At 72.0% G+C, this 15,958-nt stretch carries 16 protein-coding genes, 2 tRNA genes and 1 other RNA gene; 15 read left to right on the top strand and 4 right to left on the bottom strand.

Translation table 11 applies throughout. The annotated features are described in order from the left end of the window. From SLINC_RS21680 to SLINC_RS21640, 9 genes are all read left to right on the top strand, one after another. A complete protein-coding gene (locus tag SLINC_RS21680; RefSeq protein WP_067435649.1) occupies positions 1-207 on the top strand; it encodes a hypothetical protein in 207 nt (68 codons plus the stop codon). Then, on the top strand, positions 207-839 hold the full coding sequence (locus SLINC_RS21675; protein ID WP_067435646.1) for a DUF2637 domain-containing protein: 633 nt from the start codon (positions 207-209) through the stop codon (positions 837-839). Before SLINC_RS21680 ends, SLINC_RS21675 begins: the two co-directional genes overlap by 1 nt. 19 nt (positions 840-858) lie before the next feature. Then, positions 859-1,047 carry an RING finger protein gene (locus SLINC_RS21670; protein WP_067435643.1) on the top strand — a complete coding sequence of 63 codons (189 nt, stop codon included), beginning with the start codon at positions 859-861 and terminating at the stop codon, positions 1,045-1,047. Then, a complete protein-coding gene (locus tag SLINC_RS21665) occupies positions 1,047-1,238 on the top strand; it encodes a mobile element transfer protein (RefSeq protein ID WP_067435640.1) in 192 nt (63 codons plus the stop codon). The genes SLINC_RS21670 and SLINC_RS21665 overlap by 1 nt, the downstream gene beginning before the upstream one ends. Positions 1,239-1,247: 9 nt before the next feature. Continuing rightward, positions 1,248-1,442: a hypothetical protein gene (locus SLINC_RS21660; RefSeq protein WP_067435637.1), complete on the top strand. Its 195-nt coding sequence runs from the start codon at positions 1,248-1,250 to the stop codon at positions 1,440-1,442. Positions 1,443-1,456: 14 nt separating this feature from the next. Then, the gene (locus SLINC_RS21655) at positions 1,457-1,702 is read left to right on the top strand and encodes a SpdD protein (protein ID WP_067435634.1); all 246 of its coding nucleotides are present in this window, start codon (positions 1,457-1,459) and stop codon (positions 1,700-1,702) included. 132 nt (positions 1,703-1,834) lie between these two features. Then, positions 1,835-3,160: a replication initiator gene (locus SLINC_RS21650; RefSeq protein ID WP_067435631.1), complete on the top strand. Its 1,326-nt coding sequence runs from the start codon at positions 1,835-1,837 to the stop codon at positions 3,158-3,160. Then, positions 3,153-3,386: an excisionase family DNA-binding protein gene (locus SLINC_RS21645; RefSeq protein WP_067435628.1), complete on the top strand. Its 234-nt coding sequence runs from the start codon at positions 3,153-3,155 to the stop codon at positions 3,384-3,386. Before SLINC_RS21650 ends, SLINC_RS21645 begins: the two co-directional genes overlap by 8 nt. Positions 3,387-3,397: 11 nt before the next feature. Then, complete coding sequence (locus SLINC_RS21640) at positions 3,398-4,636, top strand: tyrosine-type recombinase/integrase (protein WP_067435625.1); 1,239 nt, start codon at positions 3,398-3,400, stop codon at positions 4,634-4,636. Between the two features lie 79 nt (positions 4,637-4,715). Here the strand turns inward: SLINC_RS21640 and SLINC_RS21635 are convergent. Beyond that, positions 4,716-4,803 (bottom strand) — tRNA-Ser (locus SLINC_RS21635). 72 nt (positions 4,804-4,875) lie between these two features. On the opposite strand from SLINC_RS21635, the gene ffs reads away from it, so the two are divergent. From ffs to SLINC_RS21605, 6 genes are all read left to right on the top strand, one after another. Next, positions 4,876-4,974, top strand: an RNA gene (gene ffs, locus SLINC_RS21630) — signal recognition particle sRNA small type. 44 nt (positions 4,975-5,018) lie between these two features. Next, on the top strand, positions 5,019-7,370 hold the full coding sequence (locus SLINC_RS21625) for a DNA polymerase III subunit gamma and tau (protein ID WP_067435622.1): 2,352 nt from the start codon (positions 5,019-5,021) through the stop codon (positions 7,368-7,370). A gap of 203 nt (positions 7,371-7,573) precedes the next feature. Further along, positions 7,574-8,827 (top strand): phosphoribosylamine--glycine ligase, encoded by a 1,254-nt coding sequence (gene purD, locus SLINC_RS21620; protein WP_067435619.1) that lies wholly within the window; start codon positions 7,574-7,576, stop codon positions 8,825-8,827. Positions 8,828-9,221: 394 nt separating this feature from the next. Then, on the top strand, positions 9,222-11,123 hold the full coding sequence (locus SLINC_RS21615; RefSeq protein ID WP_067435616.1) for a hypothetical protein: 1,902 nt from the start codon (positions 9,222-9,224) through the stop codon (positions 11,121-11,123). Between the two features lie 245 nt (positions 11,124-11,368). Beyond that, positions 11,369-12,859 (top strand): N,N-dimethylformamidase beta subunit family domain-containing protein, encoded by a 1,491-nt coding sequence (locus tag SLINC_RS21610; protein WP_067435615.1) that lies wholly within the window; start codon positions 11,369-11,371, stop codon positions 12,857-12,859. An 82-nt stretch (positions 12,860-12,941) separates the two neighbouring features. Beyond that, on the top strand, positions 12,942-13,841 hold the full coding sequence (locus SLINC_RS21605) for a phosphoribosylaminoimidazolesuccinocarboxamide synthase (protein ID WP_067435612.1): 900 nt from the start codon (positions 12,942-12,944) through the stop codon (positions 13,839-13,841). Between the two features lie 43 nt (positions 13,842-13,884). On the opposite strand, the gene SLINC_RS21600 is transcribed toward SLINC_RS21605, so the two are convergent. The 3 genes from SLINC_RS21600 to SLINC_RS21590 all read right to left on the bottom strand — a co-directional run bounded on the left by SLINC_RS21600 (position 13,885) and on the right by SLINC_RS21590 (position 15,944). Continuing rightward, a tRNA-Gly gene (locus SLINC_RS21600) sits at positions 13,885-13,957 on the bottom strand. Between the two features lie 23 nt (positions 13,958-13,980). Next, entirely contained in the window at positions 13,981-14,583 is a 603-nt protein-coding gene (locus SLINC_RS21595) for a response regulator transcription factor (RefSeq protein WP_107406847.1), read from the bottom strand. A 32-nt stretch (positions 14,584-14,615) separates the two neighbouring features. Then, positions 14,616-15,944, bottom strand: a complete 1,329-nt coding sequence (locus SLINC_RS21590) for a sensor histidine kinase (protein ID WP_079164646.1) — start codon at positions 15,942-15,944, stop codon at positions 14,616-14,618. Positions 15,945-15,958: the final 14 nt, after the last annotated feature.

The raw sequence follows: 15,958 nt of genomic DNA, 5'->3' as shown, positions 1-15,958 counted from the left end.
ATGTGCCCCGACTGCGAGGATTTCGCCCGCACCGTCCTGCTGCTCGGCCAACTTGCCCTGTACGCCGACGTGATCGGTGCTGACCAAGACTTCGTCGAGGCTCTCGGCCCGTCGCTCGCGGCGTCTCTGCCTGAACCGCCGCCCGGTGTCTTCCCGTCCGGCTACGACCCCGAAGACGGCCCGGACTACCCCGGCACGGCGTCCTGATGGCCCGCTCCACCGTCCGTGTGGACGCGGTCCTGGTCCAGGCCGTCATCGCCGGAGCCCTGTCCTTCGCCCACCTGCACGACCTGGCCGCTGCTGCCGGACAGGGTGGCTGGAAGGCGTGGGCTTACCCAGTCAGCGTGGATCTGCTCCTGGTGGCCGCGTGGCGGAGGCTCCGCTCCGGCGGGGCCAAGACGGCTGCCTGGTGCTGGTTCCTCGTCGCGCTGATCGCGTCGCTCGGGGCGAACGTCGCCACGGCCGGGCTGCTTGACCTGGGCGCTGTACCGGCCTGGCTGCGCATCCTCGTCGCCGGATGGCCGGCCGTCGCCTTTCTCGGCGGAACGCTGCTCGTGCACGGATCTCCGGAGCCGGAAGCCGCACCGGTCCCGGACAAGAACCCGACTGCCCAGGATGAGGCTCCGGCTCCCGCCTCGGCGCCCCAACTGCCCGCCGCTGCACCGGAGTCAACTCCGCCTCCGGCAACCACCGTCCCGCCCGCCCTGGTCGCCCACGCGCGCAAGGTCGCCGACGACCACCGCGCCCGGACCGGAGCTCCCATCGACACTCCAACGCTTCGTGCCCGGCTCGGAGTCCCGCTACCGCTCGCCGAAGCCATCGCCGCCCAACTCGCCTGACCCCGGAGGAACTTTCCCGATGCGCCCGTCCACGCTCCGCGCGCTGAAACGCGCCGCCGAGCTGACCCGACAGAACCGCCTCACCGAAGCCGTGCTGATCGCCGAGCCGGTGATCCTCGCCGCCGACAACTACGAGGGCGACGAGATCTTGCGCTGGCTGGCCGACCACGTCACCGACTTCACGGGCGAGACAAAGGAGATCGACTGATGCCCGCCAACCGCCGCTTCCGCCGAGTCGTCCGCATCGGCCCCGTCCAGGTCGGCACGTCCTACGACGGCCGGGGTCGGGAGAAGCACACCGCCGCCTGCACCGCTCCGCGCTGCGGCTTCTCCACGGACTACGACAGCCGCGCCGCCGCCGAGCTGGCCGCGCGTACCCACCGCTGCGCCGCCCGCTGAGGAGGGTCTGTGACCGTCTCGTTCCCGCTCGTCTTCGTCCTGGGCGTCATCGCCTGGGCCGCGATCAAGTTCCTCGGCATACGCCTCTGGGTCGCCGTAGTGATCGCCCTGTTCGGCTTTTGGCTCTCGCACACCGTCCTCGCCCCCGCCATCGAGTCCGGCACCCGTTCCGGGGTCGGCGTGGTCAACGGCACCGACAAGTGACAAGGAGGTCAGCCATGTTCCGCCCCAAGCTCCCCGACGTCCCCACGCTGCCGACAACCCCCGTCGTCCCGCAGCAGACGCACACCCCGATGCCCTCGACCGGCCAGTCGCTGACGCCCTACGTGGGTGTTGTCGCCGGCGTGGTCGTCGTGGGTGTCGTCCTGACCGCGCTCCTGGCGGCCGTCGCCATCACGGCCGTGTCCGTGGCCGTCGCCGCCGTGGTCCTGCGCTCGCTCCTCAACGGCGCCAACAGGCGCTGACCGGCCGCCGGGGCGGCAACAACGCCGCCAAGCATCCCGCCGCCCCGAGGCCGTCCCTCCCAACCGCCGAAACAGCCGAAAGGAACTCCCATCATCACCCGGCAGACTCCGCCCCCACTGGCGGAACTCTCCATGTTGGCCTCCCTCGGCACCATGCCCGAGCTGGGCCGTCAACTCTCCGGCCTGGGCGGCTGCACTCACCCCGTCCGCCTCGACGGCCACCGCACGGAGTACGCGGTCAACAAGGCGACCGGCGAGATCGGCGATGTCCTGCACCACCTCGACTCCGCCACGCTCCCCGCCGGTCAGCTCCTGGTCCGCTGCAACAACCGCCGCGCGACCCGTTGCGCCGCCTGTGCCGAGACCTACCGCCGTGACACCTACCACCTGATCACCGCCGGACTGCGTGGCGGCAAAGGTGCCTCGGAAGCGGTCGCCACCCACCCCCGCGTCTTCGCCACACTGACCGCGCCGAGCTTCGGCCCGGTCCACAACCGCCCCAACGGCGGCCGGGACTGCCGCTGCGGCATCCGCCATGACGAGAACGATCCAGCCCTGGGCACAGCCCTTGACCCGGACACCTACGACTACGAAGCCGCCGTGCTCTGGAACGCGCACGCCGGTGCCCTGTGGCGGCGCTTCTCGATCTACCTGCGCCGAGAGGTGGCCAAGCGCGCCGGTCTCACCCAACGGGCCTTCCTCGACCACGCCCGCATCTCCTTCGCGAAGGTGGCCGAGTACCAAAGGCGCGGCGCGGTCCACTTCCACGCGGTCATCCGTCTCGACGGCCCGGAGGGAGGAGAAACGGCACCCCCGGCCTGGGCCTCGACCGAGGTGCTCACCGACGCCATCCCGGCTGCCGCGACTGCCACGCGAATTGCCGGACCCGAGGTCGACGGCCGGTCCCACCGCTTCGTCTTCGGTCGCCAGCTCGACGTACGTCCGATCCGCTCCGCCGACTTCGATGGCGGCCAGGAGCTGACCGAGCGCGCTGTAGCGGCGTACATCGCCAAGTACGCGACCAAAGGAGCCGAGACGGCGACGGGCACCCTGGATCGCCCGATCCGCTTCCTTGCCGAGCTGGCGCAGGCCCGGATCAGTGACCACGCCCAGCGCATGATCCGCACAGCCTGGTCCCTCGGCGCACGGGCGGACCTGGCAGACCTCCGCCTACGGGCCTGGGCTCACATGCTCGGCTTCCGCGGCCACTTCTCCACCAAGTCCCGCCGCTACTCGACGACCCTCGGCGCGCTCCGTGACGCCCGTGCCGAATGGCGCCGGGCCCAAGCAGCAGAGACCAGCACCGCGCCAGTCACCTCCGAAATTTCGGAAGTGACGTCGACCCTGGTCCTCGCCCACTGGGTCTTCGCCGGAACGGGCCTCAGCGCCGCCGAAACCTGGCTAGCGGCCTCCCTCGAACCCGCCCCCGGAACGGAAGGAGAACCCACCCATGGCTGAGCCGCAAGCCGTGGACAACGTGCATGCGACCGCTGACCCTTCCTTGGTCCTCCTGACCGTCGAAGAGACGGCTCGGCGGCTGCGCATCGGCCGTACGACGTGCTTCCGCCTCGTACGCGCGGGAGAGATCGAGTCCGTCACGGTCGGCCGTCTGCGGCGAGTACCGGCCGACGCCGTCCCGGCTTATGTGGCCAAACTCCGCCATCGCCCTGCCGAAGCAGCCTGAGAGGAGACGTCATGGCAGAGCAGAAGCGAACTCGTCAGCCCAACGGGGCCTCCTCGATCTACTTCGGCAAGGACGGCAAGTGGCACGGCCGGGTGACGGTCGGAGTCCGTGATGACGGCAAGCCGGACCGCCGCCACATCGAGCGCAAGACCAAGGCCGAGGTGACCAGGGCCGTCCGTGACATGGAGCGGGCCCGGGACGAGAAGAAGCTAAGGAAGCCGGGTCAGAGCTGGACGGTCCAGGCCTGGCTTGAGCACTGGGTCGAGAACATCGCCAAGCCGTACGTCTCGGAGAACACGTACGACGGCTACGAGGTCGACGTACGCGTACACCTCGTGCCCGGCCTGGGCGCTCACAAGCTCGACAAGCTGGAGCCCGAACACCTGGAGCGCTTCTACCGGAAGATGCAGGAAGCCGGGAGCTCCGCCGGCACCGCCCACCACGCGCACCGAACGATCCGGGTCGCCCTTGGCGAGGCCAAGCGACGCGGTCACGTCGCCACCAACGTGGCCGAGATCGCTAAGGCTCCGCGCCTCGAAGAAGAGGACATCGAGCCGTTCACGATCGAGGAGGTTCAGAGTCTCCTCGTCGAGGCGGCCAAGCTCCGCAACAGCACGAGGTGGGTCGTCGCCCTGGCGCTCGGGCTCCGCCAGGGGGAGGCGCTCGGCCTGCACTGGGAGGACGTCGACCTGGATGCGGGATACGTCCGCATCCGCAAGAACCGGCTCCGCCCCAAGTACGCCCACGGCTGCGGCGACAACCCGTGCGGTCGGAAGGCTGGCTACTGCCCTCAGAAACAGCAGACCCGCCGCGAGCACAAGTCCACCAAGTCCCGCGCCGGGCGTCGCACGATCGGTCTGCCCGATCCGCTGATCAAGCTCCTCCGCCAACACCAGGAGGTACAGGAGAAGGAGAGGACGGCGGCCGGTGCCGACTGGGAGGACAAGGGATACGTCTTCGCCTCCCCGACCGGCGGCCCTCTGAGCCCGAACACGGACTTCCACATCTGGAAGCGGCTGCTGCGGGACGCGGGCGTACGAGACGGCCGTCTCCATGACGCTCGCCACACCGCCGCGACCGTCCTCCTGATCCTCGGCGTCCCGGACGTCGTGGTCGACGCGATCATGGGCTGGGAGCCTGGGGGAGCGGCCCGCATGCGCGCTCGCTACATGCACGTCACCGGAACGCTGCTGCGGAAGGTGGCTCAGCAAGTAGGCGACGCTCTCTGGGAGCTCCCGAAGACGAACTGAGACGGAAACTGAGACGGACAACGACGAAGGGCCCCACCGCGAACGGTGGGGCCCTTCGACATCGTGCCCGGTGAGGCACTGGCGGAGGATACGAGATTCGAACTCGTGAGGGGTTGCCCCCAACACGCTTTCCAAGCGTGCGCCCTAGGCCTCTAGGCGAATCCTCCGCCGCAAACAATACAAGACGTTGAGGAGTGCTCGCGAACTCGTTCCCACCCCCTGCCATCGGGTACTGTTTGGGCAGCCCCTCACGCGGCGCTATCTGACTGAACTCCCCCAGGGCCGGAAGGCAGCAAGGGTAGGTTGGCTCTGGCGGGTGCGTGGGGGGCGTTGTCGTTCCCGTGGGGTCGGGTTGTCAGTGGGCGCCTATAACCTCGTAAGCGTGTCGTCTCTCGCGCTGTACCGCCGTTATCGCCCGGAGTCGTTCGCCGAGGTCATCGGGCAGGAGCATGTCACCGACCCGTTGCAGCAGGCGCTGCGGAACAACCGGGTCAATCACGCGTACCTGTTCAGTGGTCCGCGCGGCTGCGGCAAGACGACCAGCGCCCGCATCCTGGCCCGCTGTCTGAACTGCGTGGAGGGGCCCACGCCGACCCCGTGCGGTGAGTGCCAGTCCTGCCGCGACCTCGCGCGCAACGGCCCCGGTTCCATCGACGTCATCGAGATCGACGCCGCGTCCCACGGTGGTGTGGACGACGCCCGTGAGCTGCGCGAGAAGGCCTTCTTCGGACCCGCGAGCAGCCGGTACAAGATCTACATCATCGACGAGGCCCACATGGTCACGTCGGCCGGTTTCAACGCGCTGCTCAAGGTCGTCGAGGAGCCCCCGGAGCACCTGAAGTTCATCTTCGCCACCACCGAGCCCGAGAAGGTCATCGGCACCATCCGGTCCCGGACCCACCACTACCCCTTCCGCCTGGTGCCGCCCGGCACCCTGCGCGAGTACCTCGGCGAGGTCTGCGGCCGGGAGAACATGCCCGTCGAGGACGGCGTGCTGCCCCTGGTCGTCCGCGCCGGCCAGGGATCCGTGCGTGACTCGATGTCCGTCATGGACCAGCTGCTCGCCGGGGCCAAGGACGACGGCGTGACCTACGCCATGGCCACCTCCCTGCTCGGCTACACCGACGGCTCGCTCCTCGACTCCGTCGTCGAGGCGTTCGCCACCGGTGACGGCGCCGCCGCCTTCGAGGTCGTCGACCGCATCATCGAGGGTGGCAACGACCCCCGCCGCTTCGTCGCCGACCTCCTGGAGCGTCTGCGCGACCTGGTGATCCTCGCCGCCGTGCCCGACGCGGCCGAGAAGGGGCTCATCGACGCCCCGGCCGACGTCATCGAGCGGATGCAGGCCCAGGCCGGCACCTTCGGCGCCGCCGAACTCAGCCGCGCCGCCGACCTCGTCAACGCGGGCCTCACCGAGATGCGCGGCGCCAACTCCCCCCGTCTCCAGCTCGAACTCATCTGCGCGCGCGTGCTGCTCCCCGCCGCCTACGGCGACGAGCGCTCCGTCATGGCCCGCCTCGACCGCATCGAACGCGGCGTGAACTTCTCCGCGGGGGCGGGTGCTCCCGCCGCGGGGTACGTACCGGGCCCCGAGGCACACGGCGGCAGCGCCCCCATGACACCCCAGGTCCAGGTCCAGGCCCAGGCCCAGGACCGCGCCCAGCCCCAGACCCCGGCCCCGGTCCCGCCGGGCGGCGGCCCCGCCGCGGCACGCGCCGCGGTCAGGACAGCCGGCGAGGGCGCACCCGCGCCGGAGTCCGCGAGTCGGCCCGCCCCGGCGGGCAACGGCCCCGCGAACCAGGGCTCACCCGGCGGCACACCGACCGCCGGCCACCCCGGCGCAGGGCAGCCCGAGCACACCGAGCAGCCCCAGCCCCCGTTCCAGCCGCCCCCCGCCCCCGCCCCGGCCCCCGCGTCCACCCCCGGCGCCTGGCCCACGGCCGCCCCCGCCGGCGGCGCTCGACGTCCCGGCGGCTGGCCCACCGCGGCCACCGCCGGCAGCGGCCGACCCGCGACCCCGTCGGCCCAGCCCGCAGCACCCACCGCCCCGCCCGCCCCCGCTGCACCGCAGGCACACCAGCCGGCCCCGCCATCGGCCCCCGCCGCCTCCGCCTACGCCCCTCCGGCCGGCGGCGTCGACCCCCGCATGCTCTGGCCGAACATCCTGGAAGCCGTCAAGAACCGCCGCCGCTTCACCTGGATCCTCCTCAGCCAGAACGCCCAGGTGGCCGGCTTCGACGGCACCACCCTCCAGCTCGGCTTCGTCAACGCCGGTGCCCGCGACAACTTCGCGAGCAGCGGCAGCGAGGAGGTCCTGAAGCAGGCCCTCTCCGAACAGTTCAACGTCCAGTGGAAGATCGAGGCCGTCCTCGACCCCTCGGGCGGCTCGGCCCCCGCCCCGTCCGGCGGCTACGGCGGTGGAGGCGTCGGCTACGGCGGTGGCGGCACCGCCGGTCCCGGCGGTGGAGGCGGCTACGCCCCCACGAACACCGGCCCCACCCCACCCCCTCAGCACTCCCCGTCCCCCCAGGCCACCCCCGCACCCCCCAGCACGCCCTCCGCCACGGCACCGGCACCCCGGCCCGCCACCCCCGAACCGCCACCCCCGGTCTCCATCGAGGACGACATCCCCGAGGACGACGACCCCGACCTCGACGAGTCCGCCCTCTCCGGCCACGACCTCATCGTCAGAGAGCTGGGCGCGACCGTGGTGGAGGAGTTCTCGAACGAGTAGCGGCATGCGGCTGTGGCAGCGGCACGCAGGGCACTCAGCCGTAGCAGTGGCACGCGGCCGTGGCAGCCGCATGGAGCCCGCGGCAGCGCCACGCGCGTAACCGCGGCAGCGCCCGTCCTGGCCTCCCGCCTTGGAGGAACCCACAACCGTCCCGCCCCCACCCCTTCGGAACCCCGCACAAAAACCCCGTTAGGCTGACCCCCGTGAAGGTCCTCGTCATCGGTACCGGTGCCCGCGAACACGCCCTGTGCCGCTCCCTGTCCCTCGATCCCGACGTCACCGCTCTCCACTGCGCCCCCGGCAACGCCGGCATCGCCGAGGTCGCGGAGCTGCACCAGGTGGACGCCCTGGACGGCAAGGCGGTCTCCGCGCTGGCCGAACAGCTCGCCGTGGACCTGGTCGTCGTCGGCCCGGAGGCCCCGCTCGTCGCAGGCGTCGCCGACGCCGTCCGCGCGGCGGGCATCCCGGTCTTCGGCCCCTCCGGGGAGGCCGCGCAGCTGGAGGGCTCGAAGGCCTTCGCGAAGGACGTCATGGCGGTGGCGGAAGTCCCCACCGCCCGCTCGTACGTCTGTACGAACGCGGACGAGGTCGCCCACGCCCTCGACGCCTTCGGCACCCCGTACGTCGTCAAGGACGACGGACTGGCCGCCGGCAAGGGCGTCGTCGTCACCAGCGACCTCGACGAGGCCAAGGCGCACGCCGCCGCCTGCGACCGCGTGGTCATCGAGGAGTTCCTGGACGGCCCCGAGGTCTCCCTCTTCGCCATCACCGACGGCGACACGGTCCTGCCCCTCCAGCCCGCCCAGGACTTCAAGCGCGCGCTGGACGGCGACGAGGGCCCGAACACCGGCGGCATGGGCGCGTACTCCCCGCTGCCGTGGGCCGACCCGAAGCTGGTGGACGAGGTCCTGGAGACGGTCCTCCAGCCCACCGTCGACGAGATGCGCCGTCGCGGCACCCCGTTCTCCGGCCTGCTCTACGCCGGTCTCGCGATCACCTCCCGGGGCGTCCGCGTGATCGAGTTCAACGCCCGCTTCGGCGACCCGGAGACCCAGGTCGTCCTCGCCAGGCTGAAGACCCCGCTGGCCGGTGTCCTGCTGGCCGCCGCCACCAGCAACCTCGCCGACCTGGAGCCCCTGCGCTGGAGCGAGGACGCGGCGGTCACGGTGGTCGTCGCCTCGCACAGCTACCCCGGCACCCCGCGCACCGGCGACACGATCACCGGCCTCGCCGAGGTGGCCGCCGAGGACGCCCCGCACGCGTACGTCCTGCACGCCGGGACGAAGCAGGACGGCGACGCGGTCGTCAGCGCGGGCGGCCGCGTCCTGTCCGTCACGGCCACCGGCAAGGACCTCACCCAGGCCCGCGACCGCGCGTACACCGCCGTGGGCCGCATCCGCCTCGACGGCTCCCAGCACCGCACGGACATCGCGGCGAAGGCGGCCTCCGAGGCCTGAGCGGCATCCGGGCGGCCGGGTGGACCGGGCCGGTTCTCCCGTCCCCGAAGGATTCCCCGGTCCCCGAAGGCTTCTCCTGTCCCCGAAGGTGTCTCCGGTCCCCGAAACAGCTGAATCTCCCGGCCCCGAACAACCCGGCAGGCCCCGGATCCGTCTCAGGATCCGGGGCCTGATCCTTGCTTTACGTCATCGCCTCTCCCCAAAGCCATTCCATCGAGTGACCGGTGGTCTATACGGCTGACGGGGACCCGGGCCCCAACTAGGGTGCGGCGCAAGCGGTCCGGCACTTGGCCCACCGGCATTGCGATGTCAGTGGTGGCTGCCACAGTGGGGGAGTGAGCAACGCCAGAAGAGCCAGGCCGTCGGGACAGCAGGGAGGGGGCGGGACCAGGCCGTGACCGGTATCGGTGTGGAGGCAGGCGCGCAGGCCGCGCGGCATCGAGCCCTCGCTGTGCTGCGCATCCGCAGCCGTGCGCTGGCGGTGGCGCTGCTGCCCGCGGCCGTCGCCGTGGTGCTGCTGGCGGGCGGCTCCACGGGCCATCTCGTGGGCCCCGGCTGGGACGCCTCCCGCCGGACCATGTCCGCGCTCGCCGTACTGGTGCTGCTCGCCGCCGGCGGCATCGCCCTGGTCGTCTCCCGCGCCCGCCCGGCCGTCAGCCCGACGGTGGCGATCGCCGAGGAGTCGGCCCCGGACCTGTACCGAATGGTGCGCGACCTCGCCGACCGCCTCGACGTCCCGGCCCCGTCCGCGATAGCGCTCACCCCGGACTGCGACAGCTGGCTGGAGGACCGCACCCACCCGTCCCACGGTCCGCCCCGCGGCGAGGAGCGGGACGAGATAGCGGGCGCCCGGGCTCCGCACCGCCGCGCGGCCCGCACCGACATCGCCCCCGTGCTCGTCATCGGCTCCCCCTTCCTGTGGTGGATGCGCGTCGGCGAACTGCGCGCGGTCCTCGCCCCGGTCGTCGCCGGTACGGGACCTTCGGCGCAGCCCGACATAGCCGCGGCCCGCCGCTTCGTGCGGGGCCTGGACGCCGCGGTGGCCGTGACCTCGGCCCCCGGCCGGAACCCGGTCTTCCGTACGGTGCTCGCGGGCGTCGGCTGGGTCGCCCGTCTGCTGCTGCGCAGCTGCCGGGGCCATGCCTCCGAGATGGAGCGCGCGGTCGCCGCCGCGGCCGCCGAGCGTGCACAGGCTGTGGACTACGGCCTGCGGATCGTCGCCCAGGAACAGGTGGGCCTCGCCTACGCCGGCTGGGACCGGTTGCTGACCAAGGTCGCGCTGCCCGCCTGGCGCATGGGCCGCTGGCCCTCCCGGCTGGACGCGGGTGTCGTCGCCGCCCTGACCGAGCTGTCCCGCCGGGACCGTCTGGCCGAGGGTTTCGCCTCCCGGCTCGGCGAGCGCCCCGCCTGCGACCTGCTCGAAGAGCCCGGCGCGGTGGACGAGGCGGCCTCGCTGCTCGCCGCCCGCCTCTTCCACGGCGGCCCGGCCGAGACCGGCCCGGACTGGTCCCCGGTGGCCTGGCAGGAGTATCCGGACGAGGTCGTGGACCGCAAGTGGCGCACCGACGCGGCCCGTCTCCACCGGGTCCTCGACACCCTCGGCGTCCGCCGTTCCCCCGACCCCGCGTCCCCGGACCCGGACGGCCCCACCCTCTCCCGGGTCATCGACCACCTAACCGACCCGGCCCCCCGCCCGCGCCGGACCGAGGTCCGGCCGTACGCGCCCGAGGAAGACCGGTCGTACGACGGCGAGCAGGCTCCCACCGGCACCACCGGCACCACCGGCACCACCGGCACCACCGACTCCTCCGGCGACATCCGCACCCCCGAGGGTGAAGCCCACCCCGGTGAAGACCACCCCGAGGACCCGGGCACCGAACGCTCCACCGCCCTCGCCGCCCGCCTCACCGCCGAGATCGCCCGCGAGGACGCGGCGGCCGCCCCGCAGGGCACCACGCCCGCGTCCGCCCCGCCCGCCCCGGGACAGGGCAGCCCCGACATCGCCCTGTGGGACGACGGCATGCTCCCGCTCTTCCCGCTGCAACCGCCCCGCACCGGCCGCGAGCTGCTCACCGACCACGTCACCGCGATGGTGTGCTGCGCCGCGATCGACACCGCCGGCGCGACCCCGGGCCTCGACTGGCTGGACGGCCCCTCTCTTCTCGTCAACGGCGAACGGGCGGCCGACCTGACCCCGCGCGTCCTCAGCCTCGTGGAGGAGGGCGACCCGGCTCCCCTGAGAGCCTGGCTGATCGAGTCCGGCATACGCCCGGAGAAGCCGGTACGGCTCGTCTGACGGACCCTCGTCACCGCCACACCGGCCCGCCCTTGTGACCGGAGCCCCTGCTTCCACTTTCGGTCAATTCGCAACGAATAGTGACAGTGCGCGTGCGTAATGTGATGTGCTGGGACCGATCGCGCGCCTGGCAAGGGCTTACGACATACGACAAACACACAGGCCACATGCCGCACCTGCACAGCCGCACGCACACGCGCGACGCACACCGCACGCACACGGGGGCACGAGGGAGGGCAGCCACCATGGGGTCGGACCAGATCCGCCGCTGGGAGTCGGGAGCGCTCGCGCACGCCGTCACGGACCCCTTCGGCCAGGGCCCCGTCCCCTGGCTCCGCGGCAATGTGACGTACTTCGACGACGGCCAGGTCGTCCCCTGGTACGTGGAACCGGGCCGGCAGCCCGCCGACGACGGCCCCCGGGTCCCGGCCCCCCGCTCCTCCACCGGAGGCCCCCGCTCCGCCGACGACGTGCACCGCCAGATCAAGGGCTTCGCCTCCACCGGCGCGGTCGCCCCCGGCGGGGCGATCGACTTCCACGTCACCGTCGACCCGCCCCAGGAGTTCGGCGTCGACGTCTACCGCATCGGCCACTACGGCGGCGACGGCGCCAAGAAGATCACCACCAGCCCCCGTCTGTCCGGCATCGTGCAGCCCTCGCCGCTCACCGCCGACCGCACGGTCTCCTGCCACCACTGGTGGCTGTCCTGGCGGCTCCAGATCCCGTCGTACTGGAGCATCGGCGCGTATGTCGCCGTCCTCACGACGGCCGACGGCTACCGCTCGCACATCCCGTTCACCGTCCGCGACGACCACCCCGCGGACCTGCTCCTGCTCCTGCCCGACATCACCTGGCAGGCCTACAACCTCTACCCCGAGGACGGCCGCACCGGCGCCAGCCTCTACCACGCGTGGGACGAGGACGGCCGCCTCCTCGGTGAGTCCGACGCGGCGGCGACGGTCTCCTTCGACCGCCCCTACGCGGGCGCGGGCCTGCCCCTCCATGTGGGCCACGCCTACGACTTCATCCGCTTCGCCGAGCGCTACGGCTACGACCTCGCCTACGCCGACGCCCGCGACCTGCACGCGGGCCACATCGACCCCACCCGTTACCGCGGCCTGGTCTTCCCGGGCCACGACGAGTACTGGTCGGCCACCATGCGCGGCACCGTCGAGCGCGCCCGCGACCAGGGCACCTCCCTGGTCTTCCTCTCGGCCAACACCATGTATTGGCAGGTCGAGTTGGGCCCCGCCCCCTCCGGCGTCCCCGACCGCCTGCTGACCTGCCGGAAACGCCAGGGCCCGGGCAAGCCCGTCCTCTGGCGCGAGATCGACCGCCCCGAGCAGCAGCTGATCGGCATCCAGTACGCGGGCCGCGTCCCCGACCCCCACCCCTTAGTGGTCCGCAACGCGGAGCACTGGCTGTGGGAGGCGACGGGCGCGCACGAGGGCGACGAGATCGAGGGCCTGGTCGCGGGCGAGGCCGACCGCTACTTCCCGCGCACCCCGCTGCCCGAGCACGACGAGCGCATCCTGCTCGCGCACTCCCCCTACAACGACACCGAGGGCGCCCTCCGCCACCAGGAGACCTCCCTCTACCGCGCCCCCTCCGGCGCCCTGGTCTTCGCGTCCGGGACCTTCGCCTGGTCCCCGGCACTGGACCGCCCGGGCCACGTCGACGCACGCGTCCAGCGCGCCACAGCCAACCTTCTGGACCGCATCTGCAAGCGTGACTGAGCTCACCCATCACACCCCAAGTCCAAGGTCAGCGGCCCGTACGGGACAATCGAACCCTTGGACTTAGCCACGGGGAGGAACCGTGTCCGGATTCGTAGAAAAGCCCGAGCCGATTCAGGTTCCGGGCCTGGTGCACCTCCACACCGGCAAGGTGCGCGAGCTGTACCAGAACGAGGCGGGCGACCTCGTGATGGTCGCCAGCGACCGCATTTCCGCATTCGACTGGGTACTGCCGACCGAGATCCCCGACAAGGGCCGGATTCTCACCCAGCTCTCCCTGTGGTGGTTCGACCAGATCGCCGATCTGATCCCCAACCACGTCCTGAGCACCGACGTGCCGGCCGGCGCCCCCTCCGAGTGGGATGGCCGCACCATGGTCTGCAAGTCGCTCCAGATGGTCCCGGTGGAGGCCGTGGCCCGCGGCTACCTCACCGGTTCCGGACTGGTCGAGTACGACGAGTCCCGTACGGTCTGCGGCCTCGCCCTGCCCGAAGGCCTCGTGGACGGCTCGGAGTTGCCCGCCCCGATCTTCACCCCGGCCACCAAGGCCGCGGTCGGCGAGCACGACGAGAACGTCTCCTACGAGGAGGTGGCCCGCCAGGTCGGCGCGGACACCGCCGCCCGGCTGCGCCAGGCCACCCTCGCCGTCTACAGCCGCGGCCGGGACATCGCCCGCGACCGGGGGATCATCCTCGCGGACACCAAGTTCGAGTTCGGCTTCGAGGGCGAGACGCTCGTCATCGCCGACGAGGTCCTCACCCCGGACTCCTCCCGCTTCTGGCCGGTCGACCGGTGGGAGCCGGGCCGCGCGCAGCCGTCGTACGACAAGCAGTTCGTCCGCGACTGGCTGACCTCGGCGGAGTCCGGCTGGGACCGCAAGAGCGAGCAGCCCCCGCCGCCGCTGCCGCAGCGGGCCGTGGAGGCGACCCGCGCCAAGTACGTCGAGGCGTACGAGCGCCTGACGGGTACGAGCTGGTCGTAGGACACGAAGAAGCCCCCCGGCAGAAGCCGGGGGGCCGATTCAGAGCGGACGACCAGGTTCGAACTGGCGACCTCAACCTTGGCAAGGTTGCGCTCTACCAACTGAGCTACGTCCGCAGTGCGCCGTGGCGCGAGAGCAACTATACCCAACCTCGCTCGCGGGCGAGACGCACGGCCGCGTGACGGTTCTCCGCCCCGAGCTTCGACACGGCCGACGACAGATAGTTCCGCACGGTTCCCTGTGACAGCGCGGCCCGCTCGGCGATCTCCGCGACGGGCGCCCCGTCGGCCGCGAACTCCAGGACCTCGGCCTCGCGGGCGGTCAGCGGCGAGTCACCCGCGGAGATCGCGTCGGCGGCCAACTCGGGGTCGACGTACCGGTTTCCGGCATGGATCGTGCGGATGATCTCCGCGAGCCGCTGCGCGCTGACGGTCTTGGGCACGAACCCGCGCACCCCCGCCTCCAGGGCCCGCTTCAGATGACCCGGCCGCCCGTGACTGGTCACGATCAGCACCTTGCAGGCGGGCAGATCGGCCCGCAGCGATGTGGCGACCTTCACACCGTCCGCACCGGGCATCTGGAGATCGAGTACGGCGACATCGGGCTCGTGCGCCCGCGCCATGGCCAGCGCCTCCGGCCCGGTCGCCGCCTCCGCGACGATCACGAGATCGTCCTCCAACGCGAGCAGCGCGGCAAGCGCCCCCCGGATCAGATGCTCATCATCGGCAAGCAACACCCGCACACCCACACGACCACCTCCTTGCCCACTCACCCTCACGCCACCGCCTCCCCGCCCACCAGCGGCACCTGTGCCACCAACCGGAACACACCCTCGCGGACCCGTCCCGCCTCCAGCGTCCCGTCCACCGCCGCGAGCCGTTCCCGCAGCCCCGCGAGCCCCGAGCCGGAGCCCTCGGAATCCTCGGAACCCGAGTCCGTGGCACCCGACGTACCCAAAGAACCCGAGCCCCCGCCCACCCCATCGTTCTCCACCGTCAAGATCACCCGCCCCTCCGCCACCCGCACGGCGACCACACACCGCTCGGCGTTCCCGTGGCGCAGGACGTTGGTGGTCGCCTCCCGTACCACCCACCCGAGCGCGGACTGCACCTCGGCGGGGAGCCCAGCCGCCTCGCCGGTGACCTCGCAGCGGATTCCGGCGGCCGCCAACACGCCCTGCGCACCGGCGAGTTCGATGTCGAGGTCGGCCTCGCGGTATCCCCGTACGACATCCCGCACCTCGCGCTGCGACTCCCGGGCGATCCGCTGCACCTCGATCATCTGATCCACGGCCTCCTCCCGCCCGCGCCGCGCCAGCTGGACGGCCAGCTCGCTCTTCAGCGCGATCACGGCGAGGTTGCGTCCGATGACGTCGTGCAGGTCCCGCCCGAACCGCAGCCGTTCCTCGGCGACGGCGAGCCGGGCGCGGGTCTCGCGGCCCGCGTCGAGTTCGTAGACCGCTTCGAGGACCCAGACGGAGAAGATGGACGTGAAGGCGAGGAACCCGCCACCGGCCAGCACTACCACCCCGATGATCAGCGCGCCCTGGACGGAGCCTCCCATGGGGAACCCGCCGGCCGCGGCGCCCGCCGCGTAGCCGCCCACGAGGGCGAACACCCGGCGGCGCCGGCGGACCCCCAGCGTGCTGGTACCGGCCCCGAAGATCAGCACACCGGCGAAGACCGAGCCCGTCGCGCTGTCGACACCGTCGCTGTCCGGACCGTGCTCGGCGATCGCGATTGCCGCGACGGTGACGGCCATGGTGACCACGGCGAGCACCCAGAGCATCCGCACCGGCTGCTCGCGCCGCCCGCAGGTCCAGTCCAGCGCCCGTGACGCGGTCAGCGCGCACACCCCGGCATGCGCGCACACCAGGAGGAACAGCCAGACCGCGATCCAGCCCCCCACCTGCCCGAAGGTCGCCAGCCCGATCCCGACGACCTCGGCCACCGCGAAGAAGTGGAACGACCACCGCGTGTACGTCTCCACCTTCGCCGGTGTGCTCTTACGCCGCCACCAGCCGCCCCCGGACGCCCCACCCGACGGGCCCCCGGACGCCCCACCCGACGCGCCCCCTGACGTCCCGCTCGACACCCCGTTCATCGTCCCGCTCCCCG

This window comes from Streptomyces lincolnensis (genome assembly GCF_001685355.1).
Taxonomy (GTDB): Bacteria; Actinomycetota; Actinomycetes; order Streptomycetales; family Streptomycetaceae; genus Streptomyces; species Streptomyces lincolnensis.
This window is presented reverse-complemented; position numbering and strand designations above follow the sequence as displayed.